Here is a 19,096-nt window from a genome sequence, read left to right as displayed (position 1 = left end):
TTATGTCTCCTCCTCTTCTACTTTTTATTGCTTTGTGTTTAATGGCACTAGTTTAGCTTCAATTTCTTTTCGTTTATCTTCAAAAAATGGTGGCAAAGCTAAATTCTCTCCTAAAGTCTCAAAAGATTCGTCTCCTTCAAAACCTGGACCATCTGTTGCTAGTTCAAATAAGATTCCATTAGGTTCTCTAAAATATAAGGACCGGAAATAGTAGCGTTCAACTGTTCCTGAGTTCGGAAGACGTACACCGGAAATAAACTTCGCCCATTTGTCTAGTTCCTCTTGATTTTCGACTCGGAAGGCTACATGGTGAACACTGCCTCTCCCAGGTCTTTCACGTGGAAGATCGGTTCTTTCTTCCAAATAAATTTCTGCTCCTGTACCACCCTCACCCGTTTCAAATACTTGAATATTTGCCTGCCCTTCGACAAAAGGAGCGATTTCGCCAACTAACTTAAAGCCAAGAACTTCTTTTAAAACCGCTGCTGTTGTCTCTTTTTTTGGTACTGTTAACGCCACCGGTCCTAATCCATAAATCGCGTATTCCACTGGAACGGGGCTTTTACCCCATGCTTTCCCACCAGCGACCCCATGATTATGTTCATCCGATACGAGCATTAATCGTTGTCCTTCAAAATCCCAAAATTTAATCGTTTTTCGTTTGTTCACTTCTGTAATTGGCTCGAATTCAACTTTAAATTTCTCAAATCGCTCTTGCCAAAAATTCAACGCTTGATCATTTGGTACCCTTAAAGTCGTTAATGTAATCGCATTATTGCCATAGTATGTTCTACCCGCATGAGGAATTTCAAAAAAAGTTAAATCTGTTCCAGGGTTTCCTCGTTCATCTGCATAAAATAAGTGATAAACCGATGTATCATCTTGATTGACCGTTTTTTTCACCAATCGCATCCCTAATACTTCTGTATAAAAGTGGTAATTTTCCTTGGCATTCGCTGTTAGAGACGAAACGTGATGAGTTCCGATTAAGCTCTTTCTTTCCATTATAAATCACTCCCGTTAAGTTGGTTTTTTTCGACCTTTTTTAATAATTCCAATAAAATCTTCTGTTCTTCCTTTGTTAAAGAGGAAAAGATTTGAGCTTGCTTTTCTTCTTGCTTCGGAACGACTTCTTCGTATAATCGTTCCCCTTTATCCGTTAATTGAATATACTTTGTACGCCATTCTTGTTTTCTGCTAACAAAACCTGCATTTTCTAAAATTCGGAGCGAGTGAGTTATGTTTCCTTTTGTTACAAACAGCTTTTCCGCCAAATCTTTTTGGGCAATTGGCTGGTGGGCTCCAATTTGAGCTAATAAATCTAGCTGAGACACCGTTAAGTTCCATTGCGATAAATACTTGGACGACATTCGGTTGCTTTTATTATAAATACGGGCTAAACGAAACCATAATAAAAGGGGTAACCTCTGCTTTCGAAACACCATTTAATCACCTCCACTATCATCAGTTTAATATTAAACTTATAATTTGTAAATAGTTTTTACTTACTTTTTTTTATTTAATATAATTTAGTTTGTTTAAATGAATGTTTTAAATAAAGAAAAGATGGTTATAGAAGAATAAGCACGATAATAAATCACTCAAGGAGCTGAGCCCTTATGTTAATAGAAGCTAGTAAATTGAAAAAATATTCTATGAAAGCATTAGATGATGAATTAGGGTCAATTGATGATTTTATTTTTGAAAGTGATACATTTAAAATTCGTTATATCGTGGCTGATACGAGAAAATGGTTTATCGGGGGACATGTGCTACTTAGAATGGCCGCCTTCGAAGAACTTGACTTTATTGAAAGAACGATAAGCGTTAATTTGACAAAGGATCAAATTAAAAACAGTCCGAAACCTGAAGATCATGAACCATTTTCACGTTCGTTTGAAAAAAGGTTAAATGACCACTATGGCTGGGATCATTATTGGCTTCATGCACCAGGAGCTATTCCAACGGGAACCGGACCTTCCTTTGTTGGACGGGCTGCTTATACACCAGCAACACCTCCTATAAGAGAACTGGATAAAACAAGCTTAGGTGCAGATGAGAACGAAACAAAATCAATAACTGAAGAACCTACTTTACAAAGTTTTGACCATTTAAACAAGTTTCAGATTCATGCCAAAAATGGCCAAGTTGGTCAATTAGTAGATTGTATTATGAATTATGACACATCAGAAATACGATACTTTATCGTTAATGTAGGCGGTTTTTTAGCAAAGGATCTAGTTGTCGTTTCCATTGATATGTTAAAAGAAATCTCACATTTCGACCGTACAATAACGGTTTCCATCGAGAAAGAATTAATTGAAAATGGACCTGATTATGATGCCGACCGACCATTTACACGTGAAAATGAAGAACAAATTTATAGTCACTACGGTTTAACCCCGTATTGGGAAATCAGCTCATCTACAAAGTAAAAGTTAAAAAGATAAGGTTGAACGAGGTTGTCTCAAAAGGTCATTTTTATCCCCTTTTGCGACAGCCTCTTTTGAATGTTATAAAGTGAGAGAGACCCTAGGAGCGAAGCCAAAGTGGCGAATTTCCATAATGACACCTTTAACAACTAGCACCAAGTCTATATGTCTCTCAATTTCTCTTTTCGCCGAATTATCAAATTTTTAATAAGATTGCTAAAACTTTTACTTTATTTTTTTATAAAATTTAAACGTCAAAAAAGTTAAATTATAGTACAATGGTTCACATGTCATTTTCAGACATTATCTCAAAATAATTTATATTAGTCTGAAAATATTATCTATTATGAGGAGTGTTTTTATTACGATGGACAACCAAGAGAAAAAATCGCTGTTTAACCGATTTTTGACCTTTGTAGAAGTGGTCGGAAATAAGCTTCCACACCCGATAACATTATTTGCTATTATGGCACTTATTGTCGTCGGTCTTTCTGCTGTTTTATCTAGCTTAAATGTCTCAGTTGTTAATCCGGCTGAACCAGGAGATATTTTAGAAGTTAAAAACTTACTTTCTGCAGATGGTATAAACTATATGGTTAGTGAAATGGTTAATAACTTCATTAACTTTGCTCCGTTAGGGATTGTGCTTGCCACAATGCTCGGAATTGGAATTGCCGAAAGAAGCGGGCTTATTAGTGCCGCCTTAAGAGGGCTCGTCACCTCTGTCCCAAAACGTTTAATTACAGCTGCTCTTGTTTTTGCTGGAATTATATCTAGTTTAGCAGCTGACGCAGGTTATATTGTCTTACCACCTTTAGGAGCCTTATTATTTATTGCAATCGGACGGCACCCACTTGCTGGGATGGCTGCCGCGTTTGCGGGAGTATCCGGCGGTTTTGGTGCAAATTTATTCATTACGGCAACTGATCCAATGCTTGGAGAATTAACTCGACAAGCAGCAGCTACGTTTGATCCAGCTTATGCCGCGGATATAAACATCGCGATGAACTGGTATTTCCTCATAGCCTCCGTATTTGTAATTACTGCAGCCGGAACCTATGTAACCGAAAAAATTGTTGAACCTCGCTTAGGAAAATATAAAGCAAACAAAGACCAAGAAGCCGAGGAAAACATTCAATTTTTATCAAAACCTGAAAAACGTGCCTTAACATGGGCTGGACTTACGATGCTTTTAACAGTAGGAGTTCTTTCTCTTTTAGTTGTTCCAGAATGGGGACCGATGCGTGGTGATGGAAATAATCCGATTGTCCAATCACCATTTATGAACTCTCTTGGAATCCTCATTTTATTCGTCTTCTTAATTCCTGGTCTAGTTTATGGGATCTTAATGAAAAACATAAAAAGCGATAAGGATGTGGCAAGTCAACTTTCCGATACAATGGCTTCCATGGGAATGTTTATCGTCTTAGCTTTTACAGCTGGTCAATTTGTTGCCTTTTTTAACGAAACAAATATGGGCATCGTTCTTGGAGTTTATGGAGCAGAATTTCTTGATAGCATCAATTTAACAGGAATCCCACTTCTACTCGGCTTTATGGCCATTACGATGCTAATTAATTTATTTGTTGGAAGTGCTTCTGCAAAATGGGCAATCATGGCCCCTGTTTTTATTCCAATTATGATGGGCTTAGGGTATTCTCCTGAATTTACTCAACTTACGTATCGAATAGCAGATTCAACAACAAATATTATCTCACCATTAATGCCATACTTTGCGATTATTATAGCCTTTGCTCAAAAGTATGATAAAAAAATGGGAATTGGTACGTTAATTTCAGTTATGCTACCGTATGCGATTGTTTTTACTATCGTTTGGACAGCGATGTTATTTATATGGATGGCACTTGGAATTAATATTGGACCAGCTTCCCCTATTTATTATCCTTAATAAATAAAAAGCATTCACAAGCAGTGAGTGCTTTTTATTTTACCCTGCTATTTTATACAAATACGGTACGTGAAATTATTTTAATAATATTTAAAAACACGACCTCGGATGAGATCGTGTAAAAGTTAATTATAATTTAACAACGTTAGCTGCTTGTGGTCCACGATCGCCTTCAACGATTTCGAACTCAACTGCTTGGCCTTCGTCTAAAGATTTGAAACCATCACCAGTAATCGCACTAAAGTGTACGAATACATCGTTTCCGCCTTCTACTTCGATAAAACCGAAACCTTTTTCAGCGTTAAACCATTTTACTTTACCTGTTTGCATGTAAAAAACTCCATTCTGTTTGTTTACTTAATATGTTCATCGTCTTTACAATCTGGGTAAATCAGCATTTCACATATTATAACGAAAAAAGACGCTTCTTTTCTCCTTATAAAATGTGAACAATATTCAAAAAAATGTTTAATTAATATAGCCATATTAGCATAATCAATCATGAAATGCAAATTTTTTCCCAACATAAATGATTGCTGGAGAAGGCTATCCCCAGCAATCATTTAATTAATTTTTACTATAATAGTCATTAATCATCTCTAAAATCGTCGGTTCCTTTTGTTCATTTTTTGGATTTTCTTGATTATGATTCATGATAAAACCTCCCATTTTTTTATATTTCATTTTATTCTGTTTATTTACTTAATTACATTATACACAGTTGTATTATAAAAGTGAAGTATTTTTTTATCTGTTTTAATACAGTTTTAAATTAAATAAAAAAGGTAGGGACAAAACGATCTAAATGAGTTAGAAAAATCCTCTATCTTAGCGGACGAAAACATGAGGAAACTCCCGTGGGAAGTAGTGGCAGAGCCAAAATCCGCTAGCTAAGCTAGCTAGTTCGACGCCACTCCACAGGACGCGGAGGTTGCTGAAGAAGTCTCAAGTTTAACTTTGGCGAGAAAGCCCCCTAAGAAATCAGATTATTTGTTAGAGTGTCAATCATAGCATCAACCGTGTTTTGGTGACCCAAAACGGAGCCAGCGCAATACCCGGAGACTCCTGCGGGAGAAGTGAAACACGGGAGACCACACAGCGGAGCGAGGAGGCTCCCGGTTCACCCGCGGAAAGCGTAGGGTATGGAGCTGGCGGAGTACAACTAATTCATGAAACCCTATTTTAACGAGTAGACTTTTTCAGTAACCTCTAGGACGAGGAGCATGATTTTCGGGAACGGTGAGTAGAACGCTATCCATCGACTTCCATTCCAATAAATATAATGAAAACCGGTGACATTTTAAACGAGTAAAATGTCACCGGTTTTCATATCAGAGGAGTGGTTTTTCCAGCCTCCCTCAGCTTTTCTATTTCTTCATTTTCTCCTCAATTATTCTAAGCATTTCATCGGCTTCTTTTCCAGAACGAGCTTCAATTCCTTCTATTATTCGATTCCCCCATAACAGTGAACAGGCAAATAAACAAAAAAAGAAAGCAATTAAAACGAGAAAAAAAGCAATCATGGCACTTCCTCCTTATATCATCACTTTTAACAATTTATGAGTTGCTAAGAAGAAAGATGCATAAGTTCTGTTTCTTTATTTCATACTATATTTATCTATTGTTATGAGGAGGATTTACCTTGAAAAAAAGCTTCACTTTTCTACTTATCGCCTTCTTGCTCCCTTTGGCTGCCTGTCAAGTCGATTCTGAATCACAAATTATCGAGGATTCTCAAAAAAATGAACGCCCATTAGGTTTTCAAGGTGTAGCTAGTGATAAGGATCAAAACCGACGAAAAGGGTTAGCGGATGAACAAATGATGATTTACGCTGACAAATCAGGACAGTACTTAAGTAATGTCATTTCCTATCTTGAAAACCATGCATTCTTTTTTGAAAACCCTAATAATGAAACAGAAGCTCTACAATCGTTTCAACAAGCATTAGCAGAAATTAGAAGTCAAACCGTAGAGTTAATCAATACAGAGCGCCCTAAAACTTTTAATGGTTTCCACGAAATTCACCTAAGTCTACTCGTTGAATTAGACGTATTAGACCGAATTTTAATGGATATGCGTGCTCCTATTGATGAGAAACAGTATCATTCTGCTCGGGTACATTACGAAAACGCGATTATTAGCTATAAGTCATTAGAACGTGAATGGTTTTCTATCACCGAAGAATATGGTATTTATTAATGAAAAAATCAAAACCACCAGTGTGAACTGGTGGTTTACTCTGCGGCTGAAAGCCTTTCTTACCGGCCTAGGCCTTAAAGGCCCACTGAACCGGTTTCCCTTTTGCACCACATTCACCCACTAATTCTAAAGAATTTCTTTATCTCTTCTTATTTTTCTCTCCGGTAAACGGGTCATAGTCTTCGAACAATGATAACTGATCACCCATATAGTCTTCTTTTAGCTGATTCCTAATGTATTCTTGTATCTGCTTCTTGTTTCTTCCCACTGTATCAACATAGAAGCCTCTACACCAAAACTTCCTGTTCCCGTAGCGATACTTCAAATTGGCATGTCGATCAAATATCATGAGACTACTTTTCCCTTTTAAGTACCCCATGAATTGTGACACACTTAACTTCGGCGGAATACTTACTAACATATGGATGTGATCCGGACAAGCATTTGCTTCATGAATCACGACCCCTTTTCTTTCACATAAATCTCTTATGATCTGTCCGATACTTTTTTTGTATTTTCCATAGATGATTTGTCTTCTGTATTTTGGTGCAAACACGATGTGATACTTACAATTCCATGTTGTGTGTGCTAAACTATTCATGTCCTTCACAGGGCATACCTCCTTCTTTGGTGCGATGAAGCGGTCGGGAAACCAACTTTATCCTACCATGAAGTGAGGTTTTTTTTTAATACCACGCTTGAAGCTTTTTAGAACCCCCGGCATAGCCAGGGGTTTTCGAAACCACTAAATAAAACAACCACAATTTGGTACGATGACCATTGTGGTTGTTTTATGTCCATTAAAAGCTTTTCCCCCTCTTTCTACTAAAAAAGAACCAACCCAAATAATCTACCGCTTATCATCGGGTGGTCCTTTTTTATTTATCTAAACAACTCTTGCATTTCGGCAACCATTCCTTTAAAAGAGCGAAATGGCCAGCCAGCTTGTTCCCCATTTTCAAATGCTTCCATTCGATTAATAATCGAACGTTTTGACGTAATCAACACTTCCTTATCCATTGAATCCGCTTCGGTTGCTTCACGGATACTACGAATTAACTTATCATTATTCGCTTCACTTGATTCAATTCCAATTAACATTTGCTCAGCTGTTTCAATAATATGCACATCTTCTACTGTTTCTAACGATAAAATGGACGATTTTAAATGTTCGGTTGAATCTAATCCCATTTGTTGAATGCCTGTGCCTGGTTTTCTCTCTAATAAATAGCTTTGATCGGGTGCGTACAATTTTTTAATTAGACCTGGACGATTATTCATTAGCCCATTCCAATTTGTCCCTTTTTCAGTTATTCCTATATTACGCTTATACCCTAATGAGCCTGTTTGATAAGGTACCTTGTCCTTTGTTAATCCTAAGACGGTATCATCGGGAACAAGCATATCTGTAATCGGACCTTCATGACTTCGCATTTCATTAGTGCCAAGACCGCTAAATGTAAGATCGGGGTCGCTTTTAGCTCCAAGCGGTCGTTGTTGTTCCAACACACAACCTGTTAGCACAATGAGTAATAATATTGACATCATCAAGATAGTTGCCCTCAATTTATCCCTCCTCTCTACCTTTATTTTGCTCCAATTATCTATAAATCAGTGAGGTAAATTAAGGCTATAAAAGCACCGGGCATTGTCGAATCACTTCTAATTTTAGCAATTAATGACTTTTTTTTTAGAAAGTCTTTCTTTTCAATTTTTATCGCTTATAATAATGTTTGTGTTAATTATTCATAAATGTATTTATATTTTTTTCAAAATTATAAAAAGAATGATTACACATAAAAATTAAATGGAGTGGAAATGAATGATTAAGTTAAAAATTGAGTCAAAGCGAAATCAAATGTTACGTTTAGCCGAAAAGTACGGATTCACTTCAGATGAAACCGTACGATGTAGCCAGGAATTAGACGAGCTACTGAACACTCTCCAAATTCCAATTATTAGAAATAAAATTTAAATTTTTATGATTTGAATCATAAAAGTGAAATGAAATCATTGCAATGAGTAAAATCTTTTGATAAGGTAGAGTCACTATAGTGAATAATCTTTACTTCATCAGTTGAAGTGAGGCTAGAGGAGCAAACTCCATCAGTAAGTATGTGTAGAAGGTTGAGCTTTGATGAAGCATACTAAAAGGGGATTTTGCCGAAGCTAAATAAGAATCTCATCTTTTATTTAGCTGGGACTGTATTAAATAAATACAGGACTGTCATATAGCACGAGGCTATATGGAGGGCTATCTCACGCATTGGAATGATTGTGTACACACAGTATTGCCATGCAGCAATGAGGATCCTTCATTGTTGTTTTTTTTGTGTTCAATCGGAGATAATAGATATAGCCCATTTTATTGATAATAATGGAATTGAGGGTGAGTAAAATGAATTTAGGACGAGTTATTACCGCAATGGTGACCCCGTTTAACGAAGAAAACAAAGTAGATGTAAATAAAACAAAAGATTTAATTGAGCATTTAATTAGTAATGGCACAGATGCCGTTGTTGTAGGTGGAACGACCGGAGAATCTCCAACCTTAACATACCAAGAGAAATTACACTTATTTGAAACCGTTGTTCAAGCTGTTAATGGTCGCATTCCTGTTATCGCCGGAACTGGCTCTAATTCAACCGCAGCATCTGTTGAGTTAACCTTGCAAGCAGAAAAATTAGGTGTAGATGCGATTATGCTTGTTGCTCCATATTATAATAAACCTTCTCAAGAAGGCCTTTATCAACATTTTAAAACGATTGCTGAAGCAACAAACTTGCCAATCATGCTATATAATATTCCTGGTCGTAGCAGTGTGAATATTAGCGTAGAAACAACACTTCGCTTAGCAGTACTACCTAATGTCATCGCAACGAAAGAAGCCAGTGGTGATTTAGACGCAATGACAACGATTATTGCAAGTGCACCAGATGGCTTTGCTCTTTATAGTGGTGATGATAGTTTAACTTTACCTGTATTAGCCATTGGTGGTACTGGTGTAGTATCCGTTTCCTCTCATATTATTGGCAATGAAATGCAACAAATGATCCAAAATTTCTTTGCTGGACAAGTACAAGTTTCAGCGATACAGCATAGAGAGCTGTTGCCAATCATGAAAGCCCTATTTGCTGCACCAAACCCAACCCCGGTTAAAGCAGCACTTAATATGAATGGTGTACAAGTTGGCTCTGTCAGACTGCCTCTAGTGCCGTTAACAGAAACCGAATTCAATGAACTAAAAGTTCAGCTCAGCCCTTCATTAAGCTTTTTTGTTAGTTAATAAAAACGAAACAAAAAAAGCATTCCAAACTCCTCTAAATTCAAAAAAGGGCTGTTCCAAAGCTCAGAAAAAGCCGATGGATTTTACTCGTTGTAAAATCCATCGGCTTTGATTATTTTGAATGGTCATTTTCATGACTTTTAGGAAAGCCCGATTTTTTTAATATTAAGCCTATCTATCCTAATGTGTAAAAAGGACTGTACTTATTAAGTCCAATAATTGACTTTATCGCACAGCCCTACTCCCTATTCATAAAAAAACCTTATTAGAAGTGATATTCCTTTTTTAAATCCTTTAATTTTTCCATACTTTTTAAATTAAAATCAGTCTCTTCACTTTTAAGCTTCTCATATAACTGATTCCATGCAAGGCTTAGTGATTCTTTATACTCTAAAACCTCTCCATCAAAGCTTTTTAAAGAAGAAAGCGGCATCCATGCTTTCTCATACTGAGCTAACGCCTTTCTTTCATGAAAAAAAACACCTTCTGTTTGCTTCGGGTGATGTAAATCCCCTTGTTGTGGATGTTTTTTGACAGCAACCACTTTCACAAGTGCTTTATTTTCTGCCTCTTTCACTTGTAAACATTCGCCTATATAAACGCCTGTTTTATATACAGCCTGCACAATTTGTGCTTCCATAATAAGCTCCCCTCTCTGTGTATAGAGTCCCTGAATTTAGCCAATTTCGTATCCCCCTACCAACTACACACGAAGTGACTGAAAAGTCTCATTTTCACCTTTAACCGGAAAAAACTTTAACAATTAGGTGATTTATTAATGATCAATAATAGTTCAGCTGGTTTTTTAATGACCAAAACGGAGCCAGTGGAATACCCGGAGACTTCCTATTCACCCGCGGAACGCGTATGGTATGCAGCTGGCGGAGTAAACGAAATCATCCATACTTCTGTTACACTAGCCTGCCTTTTTCAGTTACTTCCCAATGGAATCACCAGAGTCTCCTGCGGGATAAGTAAAACAGTATGTAGCTTGCCCCGATTTATTTATAAACCTGGAACTAATAGTGTAAATAAATTCCACATAAATTCAGAAATAGGCACTAAATTCTCTTCAGCATACCCTTTTAAACTTTCTGAACCACTAAAGAAATCAATAATAATAAAAGTGAAAGTCACCAATACAACAAATATTGTTGATGCTAATATGATTGCTAATAATGCGATATAAGCCATCACTAATCGAAATACCCACTTTAACCAAGTAGGAACTTCCTTTATCTTTTTTAATAATTCCACTTAGGCTCCCCCTTACGTTCAAAACTCACTATGTTTCTATCGTACCAAAAAAGCCCTAAATAATGTGAAAAAATAAATGAAGATCAAGTGAATATTCGATCAAATACCTCTATTTGGATAATCCAATTTTTTCCAAAATCCCGTCGATCGGTACACCATCGGGAGTTGATATGTCACTAAAATCAAACATTCTTAAATCAATCTTTCCATTACTCGATACGCTAACTGGTTGCTTGTCCTCTTCTTGTTTAGACGGATCGACGACATTTGTTTCAACTTCTAACTGCTCTTCTTCTGTATCATCTAATTGAGCAATTTCCAACGTTAATTCTTTATCGATTGGGGCTGAGATTTTTTGCTCATGATTGCTAAATTGTATGAATGCTATAGTCCAAACCGCAATAAAAATGAAACTAGTCACACTGATGAACCATATTTGACGTTTTTTCACAGATTGAACCTCCTTTTTTATTACTCATCACTCTTATAGGTCTATACTACCACACACTATCCATGTAGTCAGTAAGTCTTATTAACTGAAAACAGGTTCTATCTAGTCAAATAGAAGGGTTTCATTCAAAAATAAAGCTTTATTTAAGCAAAAAAACCACAACAATGGTCTTATGAACCTAATTGCTGTAGCCTTTTAAAGTTAAGCCATCCATTTTGGCGGCATATTTTTTCCCCAATATACATCCCCTAAATTATGATGACCTTCATGACCATCTAAGAATGTATGATAATGAAAATTAAACCAATGCCCTTTTTTCGGTGGTTGATCTCTTCGAACGTGAAAACGTAATATATCTTCTCCACTTTCTTCATTATATAAGTGAAAAATCTTTTCACCTGAACCATTCGTTGGTTTGGATGATAACTTTACTTGTTTCCACTCATTTTCCGTTAATTGATTAGTCGTCTCGACAACGACTTCTGACAGTTTTGGTAAAATCTCTTCTTGAAACGGTTTTTCAATTTGCTTGGATATTGTTTCACCAAATTTAAGCATGCTCATATCATAAGCAAATTGCAAAAGATAATTAGTATAAACTTCGGCAGATGAAACATCTCGATGTATGTATTTATCCGTACTTGAAGGAAGAACGGCATGGAACAGAGCATATTCACTTTCATCTACTTTATAAATATTAGCTTTTTCATATACTGATTTTGACAAACGTAATGGCTCTTCGGCATAAACCTCTCGATAATCGGTTCCAGGCGTAACAAGACCAATCGACAGAAGCGCTGTGGAGACTAATAAGCCACGTTTTATCCAAGAAAACATAAAAAAACGCCCCCTCACCAATTAATAGATAATTCTATCATCTCATAATATTAGTGAAAAGGCTATGACTTTTTATTACTTATTATACGTTAAAAAAAGATAAATTCCCATATTACTTATGGTAAATTTGAAGCTCCCATTAAATAACGGTCACATTCTCTTGCGGCTTCTCGTCCTTCGTGAATAGCCCATACGACTAAGCTTTGACCACGACGGTTATCTCCAGCTGCATAAACTCCTTCAACACTTGTTACGTATTGACCATATTCTGCTTTAATATTAGAACGTTTATCCGTTTCTAACTTAAATTGTTGAATGATCTTTTCTTCAGGGCCCGTAAATCCGACCGCTAATAATACTAAATCAGCTGGCCAAACTTTTTCTGAACCTACAATAGGATGACGAGTCTTTTGTCCATTTTCATCAATTTGGGTTTCAACAGAAATGGTATGAAGCTCTTTTAAATTTCCATTTTCATCACCAACAAATTGAGTTGTCATTAATTGATAGGCTCTTGGATCATCACCATAAACAGCCTTCGCTTCTTTATGGCCATCATCTATCGCGTGAACAATTGGGAACATCGGCCATGGGTTATTAGCTGGCCTTTCCTCTAATTTTGTTTTATTAATATCAAATTGAGTGATCGACTTCGCCCCGTGACGGACTGATGTTGTAATACAGTCTGTTCCAGTATCTCCGCCACCGATAACAATAACATGTTTATCTTTAGCATCGATATAGTTTTGATCTTGAAAGTTTGAATTTAATAAACTTTTTGTATTGGCTGTTAAGAAATCCATTGCGAAGTGAATACCATTTAATTCACGGCCTTCCACTTCTACATCACGAGGTTTCGTAGCACCGGTACATAATATAACAGCATCAAATTCCTTGTCTAACTCAGCTGCTGTAATATCTTTCCCAACCTCCATATTAGCTTTAAATAGAATTCCTTCTTCCTCTAAAAGTTTTACACGACGTTCAACGATATGGTTCGCTAGTTTCACATCTGGAATTCCATATGTTAATAGTCCACCGATACGATCCTCACGTTCAAAAACCGTAACTAAATGTCCAGCTTTATTTAATTGTGCCGCCGCTGCTAATCCTGCTGGACCTGAACCTACAACAGCTACTTTTTTCCCTGTTCTTGTATTAGGTGGCTGGGGCGTAATCCAACCTTCCTGAAAACCTCTTTCGACAATGTGATACTCTATACTTTTAATGGATACGGCATCATCACTAATCGCTAATGTACAGGAGCCTTCACATGGAGCCGGACATACCCTTCCTGTAAATTCTGGAAAGTTATTTGTTTTGTGGAGTCGGTCAAGTGCTTCACGCCATTTTCCACGATAAACGAGATCGTTCCATTCTGGAATGAGATTGTAAACAGGGCAACCCATTTCTCCTGAGCCAGCCATTGTTGTCCCCGTCTGACAAAACGGTACGCCACAGTCCATACATCTTGAACCTTGCTGTCTTAAAGAAGCTTCAGGCATAATGATTTGAAACTCCTGCCAATTTTTTGTTCTTTCAAATGGATCCCGCTTCGTTGGGTTCTCTCTTTTATATTCTAAAAATCCTGTTGGTTTCCCCATTCATTTCACTCCAAACTGCATTCTATTGTTCTGAATTCATATGGAGAGGGGACGCTACTCACGCGTCCCTTCTATTATTTTCCACTAACCCTAGATTTATCGTTTTTATTCTCATCAAATGCAGCCATCACCGCATCAACGTCTGCTAATCCTTCTTGTTTAACTCGCTCAATCGCTTCAAGCATTCGTTTGTAATCTTTTGGAATGACTTTTACAAAATTCTTGATTTCGTTCTTCCAATTTCTAAGAATACTTTTCGCGACTTGACTATTCGTATATGACTGATGTTTTTCAAGCATTGATTTTAATAACGATAAATCTATATCTGTTAAGACCTCTTCAAGTAAAACCATTTCTTTGTTACATTTATTAGCAAAATCACCTTTTGGATTATAAACAAAGGCAATCCCACCTGACATACCAGCAGCGAAATTTTTACCTACTGTCCCTAAGTTTACGACGACACCACCTGTCATGTACTCAAGACCATGATCCCCTACACCTTCAACAACAACAGATGCGCCTGAATTTCTAACTGCAAAACGTTCGCCTGCATTCCCATTAATATACGCTTCTCCACTAGTTGCTCCGTAGAAAGTCGTATTACCAATCAAAATGTTTTCTTCTGCTTTAAAGGTAGAATTTTTAGGTGGATAGATAACTAATTTACCGCCAGACAGCCCTTTTCCTGTATAGTCGTTTGCATCACCTTCTAACGTGATGGTCATTCCTTTCGGTAGAAAAGCTGCCAAACTTTGACCGGCAGATCCGTGCAATTGAATATTGATCGTATCTTCTGGTAATCCTTTTAAACCATAACGTTTACTAATTTCACTTCCAACAATCGTTCCAACGACCCGGTCAACGTTTTTCACTTCTGATTCAATAAAGACTTTTTCACCATGTTCAATGGCCGCTTTACTTTCTGGTAATAGTTTGCGGTGATCAAGTGAAATTTCAAGTTGATGATCTTGCTCAACCGTTTTATAGTTTTTGTCTTGTGATTTTACTTCTGGTTTATAAAGCAAATTCGATAAATCAATCGTTTTCGCTTTATCATTTTCAATGTTTGGATTCACTTCCAATACGTCCGTACGTCCAATCATCTCATCAAACTTACGGAATCCTAACACAGCCATAATTTCACGAATTTCTTCTGCTATAAAGCTCATAAAATTAACAACATGCTCAGGCGATCCCATATATTTTTTTCTTAACTCAGGATTTTGTGTCGCAATTCCAACTGGACACGTATCTAAATGACAGACACGCATCACAATACAACCTAAAACGACTAATGGAGCGGTAGAAAAGGCATATTCTTCAGCACCTAATAAGGCAGCTGTGACAACATCTTTTCCTGTCATTAACTTTCCATCTGTTTCTAAAGTGACACGGCTCCGTAAATTATTTAATAGTAGTGTTTGATGTGTTTCCGCTAGCCCAATTTCCCAAGGCAAACCCGTATGCTTAATGCTTGTTCGGGCAGCTGCACCTGTTCCGCCATCATATCCACTAATAATAATTCCATCGGCCCTACCTTTAGCCACACCGGCAGCAATCGTTCCTACACCTGTACCAGCAACTAATTTTACACTAACCTTCGCAGTTGGGTTTGCATTTTTTAAGTCGTGAATTAATTCAGCTAAATCTTCAATTGAATAGATATCATGATGGGGTGGTGGTGAAATAAGACCAACCCCAGGTGTTGAACCACGAACTTCGGCCACCCATGGATAAACTTTGTTACCAGGTAATTGTCCACCTTCTCCAGGTTTCGCCCCTTGCGCCACTTTAATTTGGATTTCATCAGCATTGACTAAATAATGACTTGTCACACCGAAACGACCAGATGCTACTTGCTTAATCGAACTTCTCCTCAAATCGCCATTTTCGTCCGGAGTAAAACGTTCTGGGTGCTCTCCACCTTCACCTGTATTACTTTTCCCACCAATTCGGTTCATCGCAATCGCTAATGTTTCATGAGCTTCTTGAGAAATCGAACCAAAGGACATTGCCCCTGTTCTAAAACGTTTAAAAATTTCAGAAGCAGGTTCAACCTCTTCTAATGGAACAGAAGATCTGCCCCCTTTGAACTTTAATAAGCCTCTTAAAGAAGTTTGCTGTTTCGTTTGTTCATTAATGGCAGTTGAATACTTTTTAAAGAGCTTAAAGTTATTTGATCGACAGGCATTTTGAAGCATATGAATCGTGTGAGGATTGTATTGATGCGGATCACCATCACGTCTCCACTGCAAATCATCACCTGCATCAAGCGTTTGATCAACACCTTCTTGATTCGAGTAAGCCCTAGCGTGTCGTTTTAAAACTTCTTGTTCTATAACCTTTAGACCAATTCCGCCAATCCTAGTCGTTGTCCAAGTGAAATATTTATTAATGACCTCATCTGATACACCGACCGCTTCAAAAATTTGGGCTCCTCGATAACTTTGAATCGTCGAAATACCCATTTTTGATAAGACTTTCATAATCCCTTTTGTTGCCGCTTTTACATAACGATTAACAGATTCGACATAGGAATACTCCTCAATTAGACCGTCTTGAATTAACCCATCAACAGAATCAAAAACTAAGTAAGGGTTAATCGCTTCAGCGCCATAACCTAATAAAACCGCATGGTGGTGAACTTCGCGTGGTTCTCCAGATTCTAATAGGATACTTACTTTTGTTCTTGTCCCTTTTCGAATTAAATGATGATGTAACCCACTAACGGCTAACAAAGAAGGAATGGCAGCTAAATTCTGATTCATTCCTCTATCACTTAAAATAATAAGAGAATAGCCTGTTTCAATCGCACGGTCCGCTTGCTCAAATAGTTGTTCTAATGAAGCTTCCAGACTTCCTTCATTCGCCACTTTAAACAAAATCGATAACGTCGTTGCTTTAAAGCCAATCATTTTATTATGACGAAGTTTTGCTAATTCTTCGTTATTAATAATTGGATAAGGTAGATGAATATGTCTACAGCTTGAAGGCAAAGGGTTTAATAAATTTTGTTCAGCACCAATTGTTGTCCCCATCGCTGTCACAACTTCTTCACGAATCGCATCAATTGGCGGATTTGTCACTTGTGCAAACAATTGTTTGAAATAATTATATAAAAGCTGTGGTTTTTTCGATAAAACCGCAAGTGGTGAATCATACCCCATTGAACCAACCGGATCAACACCATCTTTAATCATTGGTGTAATCATTTTAGAAAGTTCTTCATACGTGTAACCATACGCAAGCTGTCTCTCTTTTAATTTAGAAAAATCGGTATTTTCAACATTCGATGTTTCTAATACATCCTCTAATTGCATCAAATGTTCAGCTACCCACTCTTGATAAGGGTGCTCTTTGGCAATTTCTTCTTTAATTTCTTGATCAGGAATAATTCGACCTTCTTCTGTATCAACTAAAAGCATATGCCCTGGGTGTAAACGTTCTTTATATAATACATTTTCAGGGTCTATATCTAAGACACCAACTTCAGATGACATTAAAATATAATCATCCTTTGTCACATAATATCTCGAAGGTCTTAGGCCATTACGATCCAAACAGGCACCAATTTGTTTCCCGTTTGTAAAGACAATCGCCGTTGGTCCATCCCAAGGCTCCATTAACGTACTATGGAATTGGTAAAAAGCTTTCTTTTCCGGACTCATCGTTTGATCATTTTGCCAAGGTTCTGGAATCATCATCATCGCCGTATGTTGCATGGAACGTCCAGCTAATGAGAGGAATTCTAGAGCATTATCAAACATCGATGAATCACTACCATTTTGATCAATGATTGGTTTAATTTTATCCATATCATCGCCAAACAAAGGAGATTCAAATAATTGTTCCCGAGCATGCATCCAGTTCACATTCCCTTTAACGGTATTAATCTCACCGTTATGGATCATGTAACGATTCGGATGTGCTCTCTCCCAGCTAGGGAATGTATTTGTACTAAACCTTGAATGAACAAGCGCTAAAGCTGATTCAAAATCAGGATCATTGATATCTAAATAAAATTGATTTACCTGTTCCGTTGTCAGCATTCCCTTATACACAATGGTACGACTAGATAAACTAGTGAAATAAAAAGACTGCCCATCAGAAACGAATTCAGCCGTTTCATTTTCCGCACGTTTTCTAATCACATATAATTTCCGTTCAAATTCTTCTGTCTGTTTCATTTGTTTTGGCTTTTCAATAAAAATTTGGCGAATGTATGGCATCGCTGATTTTGCTGCATTTCCAAGCATTGAATCATCAGTTGGCACAGTACGCCAGCCAAGTAGTTCCACATTCTCTTCTCTAATAATTGTCTCTAATTTTCTTTCTGCAAGTTCTCTTTCATGAGCATCTTGTGGCAAAAACAGCATCCCTACACCATATTCATCTTCATTCGGAAGAGTCATTTCCTCTGCTTGGCAGACCTTTTTAAAGAAACGATGTGGAAGTTGTAAAAGAATACCGGCACCATCACCTGTATTCACTTCGTCCCCCTGGCCACCTCGGTGTTCCAAATTACGTAAAATATGAAGTGCATCATCAACAACTTGATGTGATTTCTTTCCTTTCATATGAGCCAAGAAACCGATACCGCAATTGTCGTGCTCAAATTGCGGGTCATACAGGCCTTGTTTCTTCGGGTATCCAGCGTTCCGCATTGGCATCAACCTTTCTCCAAAAAATAAATTCAATCAACTCTCCCCAAATAATTTCGAGCTAATATACAGGATTATATCATTTTTCTGACATTTCGGCAAATTAAAAATTAAAAACCCGTCACATGAAAACGCTTTCTACCAAGCATTAACAGTTATTCACCCACACCCTCCCTATCACTCATATGAACATTTAATGTATATTAACAGCTTTAAATTGAATAAAAATACACACACTCTTTTTTCTAATCATTTTATTATAAAAGTATAATACCAGCGTACAGATGTTCAATAACGAACAAAACGCATTAAAAACACTATATTTATTCGCTTTTAGAAAAGTGCGTTTCCTTATATATGTAATAAAATCAGCCTTTGGTCTGATTCCTTTTCGACAATTATCTTTTTAAATAGTTTAAGGATACAAAAAAGGGGCATGTAATCTTTTTGAATGCG

At 37.1% G+C, this 19,096-nt stretch carries 17 protein-coding genes and 1 riboswitch; of the genes, 5 read left to right on the top strand and 12 right to left on the bottom strand.

The genetic code is table 11. The features are described 5' to 3' along the window. Window positions 1–24 precede the first annotated feature (24 nt). Both AA0017_RS07780 and AA0017_RS07775 read right to left on the bottom strand, forming a co-directional pair. A complete protein-coding gene (locus tag AA0017_RS07780; protein WP_413380662.1) occupies window positions 25–1,005 on the bottom strand; it encodes a ring-cleaving dioxygenase in 981 nt (326 codons plus the stop codon). After that, on the bottom strand, window positions 1,005–1,442 hold the full coding sequence (locus AA0017_RS07775; protein WP_413382467.1) for a MarR family winged helix-turn-helix transcriptional regulator: 438 nt from the start codon (window positions 1,440–1,442) through the stop codon (window positions 1,005–1,007). The genes AA0017_RS07780 and AA0017_RS07775 overlap by 1 nt, the downstream gene beginning before the upstream one ends. Window positions 1,443–1,619: 177 nt before the next feature. Between AA0017_RS07775 and AA0017_RS07770 the strand changes: the two genes are divergently transcribed. Next, window positions 1,620–2,435 (top strand): PRC-barrel domain-containing protein, encoded by an 816-nt coding sequence (locus AA0017_RS07770; RefSeq protein ID WP_413380659.1) that lies wholly within the window; start codon window positions 1,620–1,622, stop codon window positions 2,433–2,435. 364 nt (window positions 2,436–2,799) lie between these two features. Then, complete coding sequence (locus AA0017_RS07765) at window positions 2,800–4,341, top strand: AbgT family transporter (RefSeq protein WP_413380656.1); 1,542 nt, start codon at window positions 2,800–2,802, stop codon at window positions 4,339–4,341. A 129-nt stretch (window positions 4,342–4,470) separates the two neighbouring features. On the opposite strand, the gene cspD is transcribed toward AA0017_RS07765, so the two are convergent. Both cspD and AA0017_RS07755 read right to left on the bottom strand, forming a co-directional pair. After that, window positions 4,471–4,671, bottom strand: a complete 201-nt coding sequence (gene cspD, locus AA0017_RS07760) for a cold-shock protein CspD (RefSeq protein WP_413380653.1) — start codon at window positions 4,669–4,671, stop codon at window positions 4,471–4,473. 1,037 nt (window positions 4,672–5,708) lie between these two features. Then, window positions 5,709–5,864: a hypothetical protein gene (locus AA0017_RS07755; protein ID WP_413380650.1), complete on the bottom strand. Its 156-nt coding sequence runs from the start codon at window positions 5,862–5,864 to the stop codon at window positions 5,709–5,711. Window positions 5,865–5,983: 119 nt separating this feature from the next. Here AA0017_RS07755 and AA0017_RS07750 point away from each other — a divergent pair, with 119 nt between their 5' ends. Then, on the top strand, window positions 5,984–6,541 hold the full coding sequence (locus tag AA0017_RS07750; RefSeq protein ID WP_413380647.1) for a hypothetical protein: 558 nt from the start codon (window positions 5,984–5,986) through the stop codon (window positions 6,539–6,541). A 139-nt stretch (window positions 6,542–6,680) separates the two neighbouring features. On the opposite strand, the gene tnpA is transcribed toward AA0017_RS07750, so the two are convergent. Together tnpA and AA0017_RS07740 are read right to left on the bottom strand one after the other, a co-directional pair. Beyond that, the gene (tnpA, locus tag AA0017_RS07745) at window positions 6,681–7,142 is read right to left on the bottom strand and encodes an IS200/IS605 family transposase (protein WP_413382362.1); all 462 of its coding nucleotides are present in this window, start codon (window positions 7,140–7,142) and stop codon (window positions 6,681–6,683) included. A 281-nt stretch (window positions 7,143–7,423) separates the two neighbouring features. After that, the gene (locus AA0017_RS07740) at window positions 7,424–8,107 is read right to left on the bottom strand and encodes a YhcN/YlaJ family sporulation lipoprotein (protein ID WP_413380644.1); all 684 of its coding nucleotides are present in this window, start codon (window positions 8,105–8,107) and stop codon (window positions 7,424–7,426) included. A gap of 256 nt (window positions 8,108–8,363) precedes the next feature. Here AA0017_RS07740 and AA0017_RS07735 point away from each other — a divergent pair, with 256 nt between their 5' ends. Both AA0017_RS07735 and dapA read left to right on the top strand, forming a co-directional pair. Continuing rightward, entirely contained in the window at window positions 8,364–8,516 is a 153-nt protein-coding gene (locus AA0017_RS07735) for an aspartyl-phosphate phosphatase Spo0E family protein (RefSeq protein ID WP_413380641.1), read from the top strand. Window positions 8,517–8,622: 106 nt separating this feature from the next. After that, a riboswitch (Lysine riboswitch) is annotated at window positions 8,623–8,806 on the top strand. 133 nt (window positions 8,807–8,939) lie between these two features. Next, the gene (dapA, locus tag AA0017_RS07730) at window positions 8,940–9,827 is read left to right on the top strand and encodes a 4-hydroxy-tetrahydrodipicolinate synthase (protein ID WP_413380639.1); all 888 of its coding nucleotides are present in this window, start codon (window positions 8,940–8,942) and stop codon (window positions 9,825–9,827) included. Window positions 9,828–10,092: 265 nt separating this feature from the next. Here the strand turns inward: dapA and kapB are convergent, their stop codons facing one another. The 6 genes from kapB to gltB form a co-directional block, all read right to left on the bottom strand. Next, window positions 10,093–10,467 (bottom strand): sporulation phosphorelay system protein KapB, encoded by a 375-nt coding sequence (gene kapB, locus AA0017_RS07725; RefSeq protein ID WP_413380637.1) that lies wholly within the window; start codon window positions 10,465–10,467, stop codon window positions 10,093–10,095. Window positions 10,468–10,832: 365 nt separating this feature from the next. Further along, a complete protein-coding gene (locus AA0017_RS07720; RefSeq protein ID WP_413380635.1) occupies window positions 10,833–11,084 on the bottom strand; it encodes a hypothetical protein in 252 nt (83 codons plus the stop codon). 109 nt (window positions 11,085–11,193) lie between these two features. Beyond that, the gene (locus tag AA0017_RS07715; protein ID WP_413380632.1) at window positions 11,194–11,535 is read right to left on the bottom strand and encodes a hypothetical protein; all 342 of its coding nucleotides are present in this window, start codon (window positions 11,533–11,535) and stop codon (window positions 11,194–11,196) included. A 201-nt stretch (window positions 11,536–11,736) separates the two neighbouring features. Then, the gene (locus AA0017_RS07710; protein WP_413380629.1) at window positions 11,737–12,372 is read right to left on the bottom strand and encodes a YpjP family protein; all 636 of its coding nucleotides are present in this window, start codon (window positions 12,370–12,372) and stop codon (window positions 11,737–11,739) included. A gap of 116 nt (window positions 12,373–12,488) precedes the next feature. Then, entirely contained in the window at window positions 12,489–13,976 is a 1,488-nt protein-coding gene (locus tag AA0017_RS07705; protein ID WP_413380627.1) for a glutamate synthase subunit beta, read from the bottom strand. A 74-nt stretch (window positions 13,977–14,050) separates the two neighbouring features. Beyond that, entirely contained in the window at window positions 14,051–18,643 is a 4,593-nt protein-coding gene (gene gltB / locus AA0017_RS07700) for a glutamate synthase large subunit (protein ID WP_413382464.1), read from the bottom strand. Between the last annotated feature and the right edge of the window lie 453 nt (window positions 18,644–19,096).

The organism is Alkalihalobacillus phoenicis, from assembly GCF_047302405.1.
In the GTDB taxonomy this organism is placed as follows: domain Bacteria; phylum Bacillota; class Bacilli; order Bacillales; family Bacillaceae_D; genus Alkalihalobacillus.
Note: the sequence above shows the minus strand (reverse complement) of the source record. Positions and strands in the feature narration are given on the sequence as shown.

Bases quoted from the DNA above. Each gene is read 5' to 3' on its own strand.
- AA0017_RS07710 (WP_413380629.1), bottom strand. From the start codon at position 12,372: ATGTTTTCTTGGATAAAACGTGGCTTATTAGTCTCCACAGCGCTTCTG.
- cspD (WP_413380653.1), bottom strand. From the start codon at position 4,671: ATGCAAACAGGTAAAGTAAAATGGTTTAACGCTGAAAAAGGTTTCGGT.
- AA0017_RS07765 (WP_413380656.1), top strand. From the start codon at position 2,800: ATGGACAACCAAGAGAAAAAATCGCTGTTTAACCGATTTTTGACCTTT.
- tnpA (WP_413382362.1), bottom strand. From the start codon at position 7,142: ATGAATAGTTTAGCACACACAACATGGAATTGTAAGTATCACATCGTG.
- AA0017_RS07755 (WP_413380650.1), bottom strand. From the start codon at position 5,864: ATGATTGCTTTTTTTCTCGTTTTAATTGCTTTCTTTTTTTGTTTATTT.
- dapA (WP_413380639.1), top strand. From the start codon at position 8,940: ATGAATTTAGGACGAGTTATTACCGCAATGGTGACCCCGTTTAACGAA.
- AA0017_RS07735 (WP_413380641.1), top strand. From the start codon at position 8,364: ATGATTAAGTTAAAAATTGAGTCAAAGCGAAATCAAATGTTACGTTTA.
- kapB (WP_413380637.1), bottom strand. From the start codon at position 10,467: ATGGAAGCACAAATTGTGCAGGCTGTATATAAAACAGGCGTTTATATA.
- AA0017_RS07780 (WP_413380662.1), bottom strand. From the start codon at position 1,005: ATGGAAAGAAAGAGCTTAATCGGAACTCATCACGTTTCGTCTCTAACA.
- AA0017_RS07705 (WP_413380627.1), bottom strand. From the start codon at position 13,976: ATGGGGAAACCAACAGGATTTTTAGAATATAAAAGAGAGAACCCAACG.
- gltB (WP_413382464.1), bottom strand. From the start codon at position 18,643: ATGCGGAACGCTGGATACCCGAAGAAACAAGGCCTGTATGACCCGCAA.
- AA0017_RS07770 (WP_413380659.1), top strand. From the start codon at position 1,620: ATGTTAATAGAAGCTAGTAAATTGAAAAAATATTCTATGAAAGCATTA.